The 14,716-nt window shown below is 63.2% G+C and carries 12 protein-coding genes; 10 read left to right on the top strand and 2 right to left on the bottom strand.

Annotation, left to right across the window (positions count from 1 at the left end):
* Positions 1-86 precede the first annotated feature (86 nt).
* A complete protein-coding gene (locus ABD059_RS07195) occupies positions 87-677 on the bottom strand; it encodes a YdeI/OmpD-associated family protein (RefSeq protein WP_343878688.1) in 591 nt (196 codons plus the stop codon).
* A 64-nt stretch (positions 678-741) separates the two neighbouring features.
* Between ABD059_RS07195 and ABD059_RS07200 the strand changes: the two genes are divergently transcribed.
* The 6 genes from ABD059_RS07200 to ABD059_RS07225 all read left to right on the top strand — a co-directional run bounded on the left by ABD059_RS07200 (position 742) and on the right by ABD059_RS07225 (position 6,271).
* Positions 742-1,395 (top strand): hypothetical protein, encoded by a 654-nt coding sequence (locus ABD059_RS07200; RefSeq protein ID WP_343878689.1) that lies wholly within the window; start codon positions 742-744, stop codon positions 1,393-1,395.
* A 155-nt stretch (positions 1,396-1,550) separates the two neighbouring features.
* Positions 1,551-2,090, top strand: coding sequence for an NUDIX hydrolase family protein (locus ABD059_RS07205; RefSeq protein WP_343878690.1), 540 nt, complete (start codon positions 1,551-1,553; stop codon positions 2,088-2,090).
* 3 nt (positions 2,091-2,093) lie between these two features.
* Positions 2,094-2,945 carry a DUF6707 family protein gene (locus ABD059_RS07210; RefSeq protein ID WP_343878691.1) on the top strand — a complete coding sequence of 284 codons (852 nt, stop codon included), beginning with the start codon at positions 2,094-2,096 and terminating at the stop codon, positions 2,943-2,945.
* Between the two features lie 40 nt (positions 2,946-2,985).
* Positions 2,986-3,801: an SRPBCC family protein gene (locus ABD059_RS07215; RefSeq protein ID WP_343878692.1), complete on the top strand. Its 816-nt coding sequence runs from the start codon at positions 2,986-2,988 to the stop codon at positions 3,799-3,801.
* Between the two features lie 19 nt (positions 3,802-3,820).
* Entirely contained in the window at positions 3,821-5,065 is a 1,245-nt protein-coding gene (tgt, locus tag ABD059_RS07220; protein WP_343878693.1) for a tRNA guanosine(34) transglycosylase Tgt, read from the top strand.
* Between the two features lie 249 nt (positions 5,066-5,314).
* Complete coding sequence (locus tag ABD059_RS07225; RefSeq protein WP_343878694.1) at positions 5,315-6,271, top strand: hypothetical protein; 957 nt, start codon at positions 5,315-5,317, stop codon at positions 6,269-6,271.
* 75 nt (positions 6,272-6,346) lie between these two features.
* On the opposite strand, the gene ABD059_RS07230 is transcribed toward ABD059_RS07225, so the two are convergent.
* Positions 6,347-7,069: a queuosine precursor transporter gene (locus tag ABD059_RS07230; RefSeq protein WP_343878695.1), complete on the bottom strand. Its 723-nt coding sequence runs from the start codon at positions 7,067-7,069 to the stop codon at positions 6,347-6,349.
* Positions 7,070-7,206: 137 nt separating this feature from the next.
* Between ABD059_RS07230 and thiD the strand changes: the two genes are divergently transcribed.
* From thiD to ABD059_RS07250, 4 genes are all read left to right on the top strand, one after another.
* Entirely contained in the window at positions 7,207-8,031 is an 825-nt protein-coding gene (thiD, locus tag ABD059_RS07235; protein WP_343878696.1) for a bifunctional hydroxymethylpyrimidine kinase/phosphomethylpyrimidine kinase, read from the top strand.
* Positions 8,028-9,509, top strand: coding sequence for a polysaccharide pyruvyl transferase family protein (locus ABD059_RS07240; protein ID WP_343878697.1), 1,482 nt, complete (start codon positions 8,028-8,030; stop codon positions 9,507-9,509). Before thiD ends, ABD059_RS07240 begins: the two co-directional genes overlap by 4 nt.
* A gap of 9 nt (positions 9,510-9,518) precedes the next feature.
* A complete protein-coding gene (locus ABD059_RS07245) occupies positions 9,519-10,508 on the top strand; it encodes a glycosyltransferase family 2 protein (RefSeq protein ID WP_343878698.1) in 990 nt (329 codons plus the stop codon).
* A 298-nt stretch (positions 10,509-10,806) separates the two neighbouring features.
* Complete coding sequence (locus tag ABD059_RS07250; protein WP_343878699.1) at positions 10,807-14,697, top strand: S8 family serine peptidase; 3,891 nt, start codon at positions 10,807-10,809, stop codon at positions 14,695-14,697.
* The last annotated feature ends 19 nt before the right edge of the window (positions 14,698-14,716 follow it).

The raw sequence follows: 14,716 nt of genomic DNA on the forward strand, positions 1-14,716 counted from the left end.
GATGTTCCAGTGTTGGTAAGGATTACCTTACACGGGAATTTTTCGAATTAGTCACAGAAGTGTGCCCTAATTGGTTTCGTAACGGCTCAAGGTCGCTTCCGCTGTGGATACAACGTCTCGTGTCGAGTGAGCATTGTCACAAACTTGGTGATGTTCCGTTCTCTCGCGGCCTCGGTTTTCAGCTGGCTCAGACGGAAGATCAGTGCGTACCTGTTTTGTGAGGTCAGGACGTCGAACATGGCCTGCGCCTCCGGTTCGGCGGCAATGGCCGCGGCCAGGTCGTCCGGAACCTCGGCAGTGGCCGGGCCCGCGTAGGCCCGCTCCCATCGGCCATCGGCTTTTGCGGCGTCGACGGCGGCCTGCCCCGCCGGCATCATCCGGCCGTCAGCCGTGAGGCGTTCAATGAAGCCAATGTTGCGTACCGACCAGATGCTGCGCGGGCCGCGCGGGGTAAACCGCTGGAAGCTACTCTCCTCGTCCCGCCGTCGGGCCTGGCCATCGATCCAGCCCACGCATAGCGCCTCATCCAACGCTGCGGCGTAGGTCAGCTCGGTGACCGAGCCGCCCTTTTTGTGCAGGATCAGCCACACCCCCGGGGAGGTGAAGTGATTGGCGCCAAGCCATTCCTTCCACGCCGATACGTCGGGAACCAACAGGTCGGGCAGTTCAGCCTTCATGGGGTTACTGTAAACCTTCATGCTCGGCTGAGCGTCCCGACCCCCAGAATCCGTTGAGTACCCAATGTTGCGCGTTCGCCCCACCCTGATCACTGCCCACCCCAAGCTGCTCGGCGACCTGCTGCCGGTCCTGGGAATGGTCCAGCAGCACGGGACCGCGCTCTTCGATGCGGGCGGTGGGCGGATCGCGCTCCAGCCGGGAACCGCCGAACTGACACTGTTGGGCTTCGAGGCGGGCGTTCTTGAGGAGTTTGCCCGCCGTACCGCAGAGAGCGGCACAGCAGCGGAAGTGATCAGGGATGCGGCCGGCGCGACGACTGTCCAGGTCGAGGCGCCGGGACACAACATCCCCGTCGATCAGGGCGAACGCCTTCTGGACCCCACCGCGGATCAGGCCTTGACCGTTGTCTGCATCTGGTCAGCGTCCGACCCGCAGGGGGCGGCCAGGATGCTCAGGAACATTGGGGCACGCCCCCGCGACACGGCCGAAGCGACGGAGTTCACAGCCAAGAACGGCGGCCGGGTGGCCGTCCGGACCGGCGAACACCAGGACATCCAGGTGGGTTTTGACTATGCGGGCGACGTCGCGGACCTCGGGCGCCGGGTCCGGCGCGCCGGTTTCTCCGCCGAGCTGTCGCGGACGGATGGGAACCGCATCCTGACCGTGCCTGTCTCAGCGCACCGGTCATTCACCATCAGTGAGCGGCCGGAGGGCTGAACTGACGGTGAGCGGCCACCGCCCGTCGGTGGCTGTCCGGCGACCCCGCCCGGCGGTCACCGCAGCAGGGGTGTGCTGTGGTCGAGCAATTCAGCCATTGGCCGAAGTGCAGCGCGCCGCCCCCCGTCGACGGCTCGTCTGCGATAAAACAAGGTATGAACGTTCGCACCCCAGACCCTAATCCCGGGTGGCTTTCCGAGGATGACCTCTACGAAGCCCGCCGCCGCCTCCCCATGGTCTATGTGGAGGCCATCCCGGTGCGGTGCGACTCGCTCGGTTATGTCACTGAGGTGGGATTGCTGTTGCAGGCCAACGACCAGGGTGAAATGGTCAGGACATTCGTCTCAGGTCGGGTGATGTATCGGGAAACTATCCGCGCCGCGCTGGTGCGGCATCTGGAGAAGGATCTGGGGCCATTCGCCCTGCCGCAGTTGCCCCCCTGCCCCACGCCCTTCACCGTCGCGGAGTATTTTCCTTCGCCCTCCGAAACCGGCATGACCGACGACCGCCAGCACGCCGTCGCCCTCGCCTACCTGATTCCTGTCACCGGCGAATGCCAGCCGCGCCAGGATGCACTGGAGCTTTCCTGGATGACCCCCGACGAGGCGTTAAGCCATGGCGTTCAGGCAGAGTTCTCCGGCGGGCGCGGCGGGCTGCTCCGTCAGGCGTTGGCCCACGCTGGCTGGGGACGCTAGCCAGTGACCGACAACCGGAAACCGACGCGGGTCCGACGGGTTGGCGCCGAGGCCGTCACCGCCGGTCACCACATCCTCGGACCAGCGGGCGCGGACCCCGCAGAGGTGGTGGAAACCGTCATTGAGACGGACGATTTCGGGACACCCGCCGTCGTCGTCGCGACCCTGGAGTCCGGCGACACCCTGCGGATCGCGGCCGGGTCGCAGGTCCAGATCACCGTCGACGACGACGCACCGGCGGTAGGCGCCATCCCCGCCCAGGATGGCACCCCTGAGGCTGTCATCGCCCACGCCGTGTCGGTGCATCCCGAAAGCGCCCGGTTGCAGGGTCTTGCTGACCGGCTCACTAAGGGCGTGAACTTCAAGTCGGGGAGCAACCTGCAGGATGTGCACGATCTGGCGGTGATCCTCCTGGTTGACTTCGCCGACGCGGCAAACGCGCTTCGGGTCTGTGACCTGCTGACCCCGCTACCCTTCGACGGCAACTTCGGGCGGTGGAAGTGGATCGAGGGAGCGTTGGCGCTCGCCTCCTACCTCGCCAATGACAACGGCGACGTCGCCCGCTCGGAGGCTTATTCGGCGTCTCTCCGCACCGCCGATGACGCCGAGACGGACCCTTTGAAGGCCAAGCTCGCTGCTGCGGTCCGCCAGCGTCAGCTGAACGCTCCCAACCTGTACGACCCGGAAATCAGCCGCACAGCAGCAGCGGGCGATGCCGCCGCCGAAAGGGCTTGGCGCGTGGTGCGGCTGTCGTCGCTACTGTACCTGCGGTCCCACGGCGGATCCGAGACGCTGACGCCTGATGAACTGACCCGGCGGATCCACAATGAATTGGTAGCGATCCGCGCCCTGTAGGGCTCTGGAGTGGAACCTGCTGCGGGAGTAGAGTGTCGCCATGAATCACTCATCGGCCCCCTCCGGCAGCAGCGGCACCGTCGGGAAAGATGGGGCAAACCCTCTCAGCGTCCACATCAACGCTGACGCCCGCCAGATCTGGGTGATGCTCCGCGAGCCGGCCAAAGTCGCCCAGTGGCACGGGTGGGACTACGACGGGTTGGCTGAGGAGATCCGTCTCATCTTCTTCTCGCCGGGGGTCGTTGAAGGCCAGGACCACCGTTCCCTGACCCTCGAGGACGGGGACACGTTCCTGCTGGAGCCGGGCCCGGATGGAACGGTTGTCACGGTGGAATGTGGGGTGCCCGAGCCGGAGTCGGAAATGGCCGACTGGTATGCGGACATCACCGAGGGATGGATCTCGTTTCTCCAGCAACTGCGGTTCGCGCTGGAGCGGCACCCCAACACCGATCGGCACACAGCGTTTTTCGCTGGCACCCCCGCCGACGGGAGCGCCCTGGTTGACCGGCTGGGAGCCGGATCGGTGGGTGAACCCGGTGAGCACTATTCCCTCACCCTGCCGGGCGGGCAGGAGATCACCGGCCGTGTATGGTTCCGCACCGAACACCAGCTGGGGCTGACTGTCGCCCAGTACGCCGAGCACGGCGACGGACTGCTCATCCTCGCCGAACAGCCTCTGACGGAAGGGGTCCGCGACGAACCCTCGTCGCTGGTCATCGCCTCCACCTATGCGCTGGGCGCCAAGGCGCTGCACGGCGTCTGGGACGGATGGGAAGCGGTGCGGCGCGAGCACTACCCCGATGCTGACCCGCTCATCACTTCCGCCCTGGGTCGGGCCGGAAAGCCAGCCACCTAATTGCTGGCAAAATGGGCTGGTGCCAACTGATACCCAGCAATCCACTTTCACCTTCACCGTCAACGAGCGATTGAGCGACCCTACGGGTCAACCGTTGCACGGACGCACCGGGACCATCAGCACCCCGCACGGTGAGATTCGCACCCCGGCCTTCATCGCCGTCGGCACCAAAGCCTCGGTCAAGGCGGTGCTTCCCGAATCGATGAAGGAGCTGGGGGCGCAGGCACTCCTCGCGAACGCCTACCACCTGTACCTGCAGCCCGGTCCTGAGATCCTCGACGAAGCCGGCGGGCTGGGCCGCTTCATGAACTGGGATGGGCCAACCTTCACCGATTCGGGCGGCTTCCAGGTGATGAGCCTGGGATCCGGGTTCAAGAAGGTCATCACCATGAACGTCGCCGACGCCGAAGGGGGCGGCTCCGACCATCGGGTGGCCGCCGGCAAGGAGCGGCTCGCCCACATTGACGACGACGGCGTGTGGTTCAAATCGCACCTCAACGGGGACCGGCACCGTTTCACCCCGGAGATTTCGATGCAGGTCCAGCATCAGCTCGGCGCCGACATCATGTTCGCGTTCGATGAGCTCACCACGCTGATGAATTCCCGCACGTACCAGGAAGAGTCGCTGGAGCGCACCCGGTTATGGGCGGAGCGCTGCCTCGCTGAACACGACCGGCTGACCGAAGAACGGGTGGGGAAGCCGTACCAGGCGCTGTTCGGCGTCATTCAGGGCGCCCAGTACGAGGATCTTCGACGCAAGGCTTCCCGGGACCTTGGCGGCATGGGCTTCGACGGGTTCGGTATCGGCGGGGCGCTGGAAAAGGAGAACCTTGGGACCATTCTGGGCTGGTGTGCTGATGAACTGCCGGAGAACAAGCCCCGGCACCTGCTGGGGATCTCGGAACCGGACGATCTGTTCACCGGCATCGAGAACGGCGCCGACACCTTCGATTGCGTCTCTCCCACCCGGGTAGCCCGCAACTCAGCCTTCTACACCCCCGACGGGCGGTGGAATCTCTCGAACGCCCGGTTCAGGAAGGACTTCACTCCCCTGGTGGACGGCTGCGACTGCTACACCTGCACCAACTACACCCGCGCCTACATTCACCACCTGTATAAGGCCAAGGAAATGGTCTCGGCCACCCTCATCTCCATTCACAATGAGCGGTTCATTGTGAAACTGGTCGACGACGCCCGCGACGCCATCGGCAACGGCACCTTCTTCGACTTCAAGGCTGAGGTGCTGGGCCGCTACTACGCCTAGCCCTTCCCGGTCTCCGGGCCCACAATAGTGGCTGACCCGCACTCCGAGGCCCACAATAGTGGCTGACCCGCACGTTAGTGGTTGCCCAACAGCGACCCTGCAGGTGCGCCACTTTTTTGGGTGATGCGGGGCAGGTCGATGGCGTCGCCCGCGGCCGGACTCCTCCTCCACAGCCACCAACTGGGCCGAGTTGTCCACATAGCAGCGGCCGCCCACCCCATCGGGCGTGGATCAGCGCATGCTGGCCGCATGAACGTTGGATGCCCGCCCTGGCTCAAGGCCTCCACAAAGCCGTGGACCACCGAGGAACTCGCCGAACGAAACGTCAACGATCGGCAGGTTGCCCGCTTCGTCCAAGGCGAAGACCTGGTGCGGTTGCGTCGCGGCTGTTATCTTTCCGGCCAGCTCTGGCGACAGCAGTCGCCTGAGGCCCGGGCTCTGCAACGCATCTACGCTCACCATCACGCGCTGCTTCCCACACCACGGAGGGGGATGGTCTACAGCCACACCTCGGCTGCCCGCGTCCATGGCCTGTACCTATGGAAAGTGGATGACCTGATCCACCTCATCCAGGGGTTTCCGACCAGTCCACACGGGCATGGTCCGGACGTCCGAGCACACTACTCGTCGCTGTCATCCCGGGACGTTTCCTCTGGGAAGGGTCTGCGAGTCACCACCCTGGAGCGCACTGTGGTGGACTGCGCCCGCATACTCTCCTACCGCCAGTCGCTCATCATCGCCGATCACGCGCTGCAACTCGGCGGAGACCAGCCTGCTATGCAAGCGATCGCGCTGCAGCTCACCGGCCACAAGGGCATCGCCAACGCACGGGCTGTCGCTGCCAGAGCCAGCGCTTTGGCAGAGTCCCCGGGTGAGACCTTGACCAGACACTTCCTCCACAGGATGGGGCTGCCGATGCCGGAGGAGCAGGTCACTGTCCGGACCAGGCGCGGCAATCACCGACTCGACTTTGCCTGGCGGGAGCTCCTGTTGGCCCTGGAGTTTGACGGCCGGATCAAATATTTCGACTTCGCCCCGACCCAGGAAGTGCTGTTCGAGGAGCGCCGCCGGGAAAAGGACTTGATGGAGGATGGTTGGCAGTTCATCCGCCTCGAATGGGCGGACCTCTTCCGCGAGGCGGAGCTTAAGGCACGCATCCTGTCGGCTCTCCACCGCGCCCGCCTAGTGCACCGGAAAAGTGCGTGACCTGCAGACGAGTGGCTGCCCCACCACTCGTCTGCGGCTCCGGCACTTTTCCGGGTGAGTGTGAGGCCCGGAGCGCTAGGACGCGGCGTAACTCGGTTCGCGCTTTTTGATCGCCTTGATCACCAGTGTCGTGACCGGCACGAACAGCACCTCGATCAGGGTTTTGTACAGAAAGCCGAAGAGCAGGTAATTGAGGAATCCGCCAAAGGTGGTGATGCCGATCACCGACGCAGCAATGGCACAGAAAATCAGGGTGTCGGCGAACTCCCCGACCACTGTCGAGCCGAGCAGCCGCCCCACTAGACCGCGCTCGCCGAAGCGCCCCTTCATTTTGACCAGGACCCAGGCGTTGAGGGTCTGGCCGACCGCGAAGGCCAGCAGGGAGGCGAGCACTATCAAAGGAACCGGGCCGAGCGCTCCTTCCAGTGCGGCCTGCTTCGAGGTGCCGAAGTCGTCGTCGAACCCAGGCAGGGCGATGATGACCAGGTAGCAGAGCGAGGCAAACGCCGACAAGACAAAAGTCACGATGATCGCCAGCCGGGCGGCTTTGAAGCCATACACCTCGCTGATGACGTCGCCGAGGATGTAGGCCAGCGGGAAGAGGAAGAAGCCGCCGTCGGTGATGATGCTGAAGTCACCAATAATCGGACCGATCAGCACGCCCTTGGAAGCCCCAATATTGGACAGCAGTACGACGACTGCGAGGGTCGCCAGCATGATCGCGAAGTAGGTACTGCCGGAGGAGGCAAATTTGGCGCGGGTTTTTTCCTGCAGTTGAGTCAACGTCTTCTCATTCATCGAAGTGGTTCGCGGACACGATTGGGTCCGCTGTATTAGCACTGATGCCCGGCTGCCCCCGGGCAGTCCAATTCTGCCACGCCCGGGTGGAGGGCCCTGAACTGGCCGCCCCGCCCGAAAGTAGGCAGACTGTACAAATGCCCCTAACTAATTCCGCCCCCGCAGTGACTCTGACCATCGCCGGATCCGAGGCGACCGGTGGGGCCGGCGCCCAGGCGGACCTCAGGACCTTTCAGGAGCTCGGCGTTTTCGGCATCGCGACGCTGACCTGCATCGTGTCGTTCGCTCCGAAAGACAACTGGAACCACCGGTTCGTGGCGGTCGAGCCCCAGGTCATCGCCGACCAGTTGGAGGCAGTCCTGACCTGTTACCCCGTGGACACGGTCAAGATCGGCATGTTGGGCACCCCGGCAACCATCGACACTGTTGCGACGGCGCTGAAGAGCCAGCAGTGGCGCAACATTGTGCTGGACCCGGTGTTGATCTGCAAGGGCCAGGAGCCCGGCGCCGCGCTCGACACGGATCAGGCGCTCAAGGCCAACATTCTCCCGCTCGCAACTGTTGTCACCCCCAACCACTTCGAGGCTGAGTCACTGTCAGGCCTGACCATCAACACCATCGAGGATTTGCAGCAGGCCGCCAAACGGATTCACGAGATCAGCGGCGCCGTCGTCGTCGCCAAGGGTGGTATTCGCCTGGCAGGTGAGAACGCCGTCGACGTCTACTTCGATGGCACTACCCTTGAGCTGCTGTCAGCCCCGAAGGTCGGCGACGTAGCTGTCAGCGGCGCGGGCTGCACCCTTGCCGCGGCCATTGCGGCGGAACTGTCCAAGGGCGCCAGTCCCCTCGATGCGGCTCGAACCGCCAAGATTTTCGTGACCGAAGCGATTCGTCACCGGTTGTCCTCCCAGGCCCCATTCGATGCGGTCTGGCAGGGCGGGGCCGCCGGGACCCGCGCATGAGGGTAGCGATTCTGGGCGATATCGGACAGCGCACCTACCACGTCGGTGATGACGCAATGACTCACGCTGCCGTGGATGAACTGGCCAGCCGCGGCATCAAGGACGTCGTCCTGCTCAGCCGGAATGCAGCTGACACGACCACCCGGTTCGGCACCGAGGCAGCGCCGACCATCGAGTTTCCGTGGCCGTACGCCGACTACCAGCATTACCTCAGCGAGATAATGTCGCTCCTCAACGGCGAGGCTCATAGCCTGGCCGACGACGACCAGGTGCACCGCCTCATCCAGACCCTCCGCGGTTGCGACTCAGTGCTGATCGCGGGGGGCGGCAATATGAACTCGGTGTTCGGCTGGCTGCTCTACGAACGCGCAGCGGTCACCGCAATTGCGCGGCACCTCGGCAAGACAGTGGTGATTGCTGGTCAGACCATCGGTCCTATGCTGTACGGCGCTGACCGTGAAGTGGCAGTCCAGATGCTCTCCCGTGCCGCCCTGATAGGTGCACGTGAGGACAGTTCGCTCAGCCTCGGACGGGAGCTGGCAGGATCCAGCGTGGTGCCGTGCCTTGACGACGCTTCCTTCCTCGCATCGAGCACGGCCGCCCGGCAGCAGCCCGACGCCGGCGGCCAGCCGCCGGAAAATGCCCCACCGATGGCCTCCTATATTGTTGGCACCTTCGCCGACAACACGGGCGCCTGTCCACGCGACCAGTTCGTGACGGCCGTTGCGCAGGTCCTGGACGACGCCGCCGACCTCACCGGCCTGCCCGTCCTCCTGCTGCCCCACATGGCTGTTGAGGGTGAGGGCGGTATTGATGACTCACTACACGCGGAGATTGCTGCAGCGATGACCTCCTCCGTCCAGTCACAGCCCATCGCCTCGGCGCGCGACACCGCAGTACTCACGTCTCGGGCAGCACTGGTAGTCACGTCGCGGTATCACCCGGTGGTTTTCGCTCTCGACGGCGGCGTCCCCACGGTTGCCTTGTCCCTGGACGAATACAGTGACGTGCGGTTGCGTGGGGCCCTCGCCAACTGGGGCCTCTCCGACTTCGCCCTGCCCCTGCCGTCGCTGCTCGACGGCACGGCCGGGCAGGCCCTTCACGAGGCGTGGCAGCGCCGTACGGACATCGCGGACCAGGTGCAGTCCCTCCGGCCCCAGAAGCTCATCGAATCTGCCGCGTGGTGGGACTCAGTGGTTAGTGCACTGCAGGGCGAACCAGTCGAGGTTCAGCCCCCGTCGCCACACCACCAATGGGCCGCACGGGGATCCTGGGCCGCAGCAGCCGACATGGCGCGGGTGGTGTTCCTCCCGATGTCAGCAGAACTGGCTGACCTCCGCAAGACTCGTGAACACCTTGAAGGGGAAGTCGCCGCCGCCCGGGACGAGCTGCACGGCTGGTTCAATTCCTCCAGTTTCAGGCTGGTCCGCAGACTAGCCTCCCTGCGTACGCGGCTCCCACTACGCAAAGCCGTCTAAGGATCTTCAGTGACATTCGTTCCTCCCCCCTCAGTCGCCATCATCATGCGGTCCCGGAACCGATCGGTGCTGCTGGACCGTGCACTGCGCGATGTCCTCAACCAGTCCGTCACACAGTGGACCCTCTTTGTCGTCAACGACGGCGGTGACCGCGCCGAAGTGGATCCAGTGGTGGACCGCTACCGTGTGCAGCTCGGCGATCGAGTCCAGGTCATCCACCACGACGCGGCGCGCGGCATGGAGGCAGCCTCAAATGCCGGCATCAGAGCGTCGGACTCGGAGTTCATCGCCATCCACGATGACGACGACGAATGGCACCCTGAGTTCCTCGAACGAACCCTGGCTCATCTGGCGCACCACGACGACGCCGGGGTAGCAGTCCGCACGGAACTGGTCTACGAACGGATCACGGACGGGACAATCGAAGAAATTAGCCGGGAAATTTTCCAGCCGCAGCTGCAGTCAATCACCCTGTTTGATACCCTCCGGCACAACCGGTGCGTCCCCATTTCGCTGCTATATCGCCGCTCAGTTCATGACCGGATTGGCTATTACGACGAATCCCTCTCAGTGGTTGGCGATTGGGAATTTCAGCTCCGGCTGCTCCAACAGCACACGCTGGGTTTTCTCGGCGAGGAACCGTTGGCCTTTTGGAACCAGCGGAAGGAAGCGACGGGAGACCTTGGGAACAGCGTGATTGTTGGTGACGCCGAGCACAAACGGCTGGATCAATTGGTGCGCGAGATCCACCTCAAAGAGCATGTCGGCCAGTCAGGGCTGGGATCGCTGCTCTACCAGACGTCGTATCAGCAGCGCGAGTTCGACCACCTGCATCAACGGCAGAATTATTCGGAAGACCTGCTGCGCCAGATTCTTGACGCGAATCGTCAACTCAGCGAGCGGGTACAGGCGCTCGAGCAGACAGTAGGCGACGCCAGCCTCGTCGCTCTGGCAAGGCGTCGCTATCGCCGGCTAAGAAGTAGAATACTTCGCCGCTAGAAGCTCCGAATAGTCATCGATTTCACACCGCGCGGGCTTTCCCAGGGATTTGACAGGAAATTGCCTAACTTAACTAAGTTTTTTCTGTGGTAGCCGTTGACTTGTGACTGATCACACAGAAAGGTAGTACCGGTGGAGGGGGTCGGGTAACCGGCATCCACTGTTCAACTACTGCTGATGCATCTTGTTCACTCAGGGAACGTCACTCACATCTGTCATGGCCGTGTCAGCAGTACTTGCGGGGAGCTAATCACAGGTCTCAGCGGGTGGTCATGACTGAGCCTCACTAAGGAGAAGTATGAGCAAGTCATACCACCGGAATACGGGGAAGGCTGTGTTGGCATCGCTGACTGGCCTTGTTCTGGCTTCCAGCATGTGGGCGCCTGCTTCGGCTGTGGAATCACCGTCTTCGGGTGAACCCACAGCTGAGGGAATCGAGCTGCAGGCAGTACCCGAACTAAAAGTCAGCGGTGACCTGAGAGACAGAAAGGGTTCAACTGCTGCCTACGTCCAGTTCTCGGGTCAAGGGGCCTTCGAACAAACCCAGCCCGCCGAGGTCCTCAGCGGCTTGACAGCACCCTTGGACCGAACCAGCGATGTCCTCAACATTAGGTCCGGAATCCAGGAACAGGCAGACTCGGTAGCCGCCGAAGCATCCGCGACCCAGCTCTACACCACTTCCAACACTCTCCCGGGTGTCGCCATCCAGGGTGACGCTGCAGCGATCAGGGCACTTGCTGCCCGCCCCGACGTCGTGAAGATCACCGGTATCGTGCCGAAGACCACCACCAACAAGGGCGCCGACATCGACACCCGCTCCCTTGATGCCTGGACCGCACGCGACCAGACCGGCGAGGGAGTCACCATCGCCGTCCTGGACACCGGACTCGACTACACCCACTCAGGCTTTGGCGGGCCGGGCACCATCGAAGCATTCGAACAGGCTCAGAATGACCTCGAACCTGACCCCGCACTGTTCGACGCCGCCAAGTATGTTGGTGGTTGGGATCTGGTGGGTGACGATTACGACGCCAGCGACCCCCTGACCAGTGAGCCACAACCGGACGCTAACCCTCTCGATTGTCAGAGCCACGGCTCCCACGTCGCAGGCACCGCCGCAGGTTACGGCGTCAACGACGATGGGTCCACCTTCGACGGCGATTACTCCGCCCTCGATGCCGATGCGGTCAACGCAATGAAGATTGGCCCGGGGTCGGCTCCGGAAGCCCAGCTGGTTGCGCTCCGTGTCTTCGGTTGCGAAGGTTCCAGCTCAGTGGTTGGAGAGGCGCTCGACTACGTACTTGACCCCAACCGTGACGGCGACTTCAGCGACCGCGCGCAGGTTGTCAATATGTCTCTGGGTTCCTCCTTCCCAGCGTATGACGACCCCGAAAATGACATTGTCGACATGCTCACCACCCTTGGCGTCCTCTCGGTTGTTTCCTCAGGAAATGACGGGGACGTTTACGACATCGGCGGCTCCCCTGGCAGCTCCAAGTCAGCGCTGACCGTTGCGGCCAGCGTCGGTTCGCAGGTCTCACTGGACCGCGCAGAGGTGCTTGCACCCAGCGATGTAGCAGGAGAAGCACTCGGCCAGTACAGCCAGAACTTCGACTTCTACGGCGCCACTGATGAACAGCTCACGGGCACCGTGGTCAAGGCACCCGAAGCGAATGCCTTCGGGTGCGAGCCCTTCGCGCCGAATACCTTCGACGGCGAATGGGTCTGGCTGCAGTGGGAAGAGGACGGCGCGTTCCCTTGCGGCTCTGTGGCCCGCTTCAACAACGTTGAAGCTGCAGGTGGAGAAGGCGTAGTCCTCGACTCGCCTCGGGCAGTCTTCGACGCTGGCATCGGCGGCAACGCCACCATTCCCGGCGTTCAGTTCAACGCCGAGTTCTCCGAGCAGCTGGAACCAGCAGCAGAAGCCGGCACCCTGGAAATCCAGCTCGATGCTGATTTCCAGGCTGTAGTCACCGGCGAATCTGGTGCACAAGACACGCTCGCATCCTTCTCCTCCCGTGGCCTCCACGGCTCCAACGGCGTCGTCAAGCCCGACGTCGCAGCACCCGGTGTCTCCACCGGGTCGGTTCAGGTCGGAACAGGCACAGGTGCGTCGTCAAAGAGCGGTACGTCAATGGCCGCTCCTCACGTTGCCGGCATCGCTGCCCTGCTCTTCGCGGAAACCGACTTCAACCCGTACGAGATCAAGTCGATGATCATGAACACGGCCACTGAAGATCTGCTCACCGCCGACGGCACGGCCTACGCTCCCAACCGGGTCGGCTCCGGTCGCGTTGACGCAGTCCAGGCGCTCGATACCCGGGTGCTCGCCTATGCCACCGAAGACCCCTCCCTCACCTCGGTGAATTTCGGTGTGCTGGAGCTAGGTACCGAAGCCATGGAGATGACCCAGCAGGTAACCGTCGAGAACAAGTCGGATTCAGTTCTGACCTACTCGACCAGCTACCTTGAGGCATCCACCATGCCAGGCGTCGAGGTCACGGTAAGCCCAGAGCTTATTGATGTACCTGCCAACGGAACCATCACCCTCGATGTCACCATGAGCATCGACGATCCTGCGGCGCTGGCGAAGACGATTGACCCGGCCGCTGAGGAAACTCAGCTCGGTTTGCCCCGTCAGTACCTCGCCGACGTTTCCGGCCGCATCCAGCTGGCTGGCGCAGAGGGTCAGGAACTCCGCGTTCCCGTCTACTCGGCACCAAAGCCGACCTCGGAAATCTCGGCAGGCTCGAAGATCATGTTCGAGAACGCGTCAACCCTTGAGACCGCAATCGCCATGGAGGGCCGCGGTCTTCTTCAGGGCGGCGAAGATTCGCAGTACGCGTCAATCGTCTCCCCACTCGTGCTTGGCGCCGAAAGCCCTCGGGCCGACGAGCGTCCCCTGGAATCCCTCTACTCCCTCGATCTGCGTTCAGTCGGCGCAGCATCGACGGTCCCTGGAGTGGTAGCAGCGGGCGGCGAAGCCGAAGACGGCACACTGAACATTGGCGTCAGCACCTGGCAGAACTGGGGGCAGCTCGGTGGTAACAGCAGCGTCGAGGTCGAGTTCGACACCGACGGCGACGGCACAACCGACTATGTTGGTTTCACCGGCCGTGCTCCTGACCTGGACCTGATTCTCTTCGAGGTCTACGAACTTGCCGCCGACGGTTCAATAGCGGTCGATGCGAATGGGGATCCCCTCCTAACCGACCAGGTTTTCGCCAACGGCGTTTTCGGCGATACTGACACCAACACCTTCGACACCAACGTCATCACCTTTCCTATCTCGGCTGCAGCTCTTGGCCTCGATCTGGAAGAATCGGCACCCATCCAGTACCGGGTCGCCACCTACAGCCCGTTCAATGTTGACGAAGACGGTGTAAATGGTCCGGTGGATTCCACCGACTGGATCGATTTCAACGTCTCCGAGCCCGAGCTGTGGTTTGAGGGCGCTGATGCTGATGCGGCAGCATTCGTATCGGCCGATGGAGCGTTGCTCGGCGTCAACCGTCAGGAAGGCGTCACCGACTCACGCGCGTTGTTCCTGCATCACCACAACGCAACGGGTCTGAAGGACGAGATTGTCGGACTTCAGGTTGACCAGCTCCGGTTCCCGGACGCTGCGGGCAACGAGCATGAGGAAGCCATCAACTGGCTGGCTGACCGGGGTCTGACCAACGGTTACACGGACGGAACCTACCGTCCGCTGGCCTCGATCAACCGCGATGCGATGGCGGCGTTCCTCTACCGCCTGGCCGGTGAGCCTGCTTACGCAGAGCCCACCACCTCACCATTCACTGACATCACTCCTGCAACCCAGTTCTACAAGGAAATGGCGTGGATGGCCGAGACCGGCCTGTCGACCGGCTACAGCGACGGCGCCTTCCGTCCGCTGGCACCCGTCAACCGTGACGCGATGGCCGCGTTCATGAACCGCTTCGCTGGCGAGTACTGCAGCATCGCGGACGCAGCCGATTACGATGCACCTCAGGTTGCGCCGTTCCCGGATGTTCCAGTGAACGACCAGTTCCACAAGGAGATCTCCTGGATGGCCGAGAATGGCATCACGACCGGGTTCAACGATGGCGAGTACAAGCGCCTTCAGCCCGTAGCCCGTGACGCCATGGCACGCTTCATCGAACGTCTCGATGGCTACACCGAGGACAACGGCGACTGCAACCCGTAACCACGGATAGCAACAGCTC

It is taken from the genome of Arthrobacter flavus, assembly GCF_039526005.1.
GTDB lineage: Bacteria > Actinomycetota > Actinomycetes > Actinomycetales > Micrococcaceae > Arthrobacter_D > Arthrobacter_D flavus.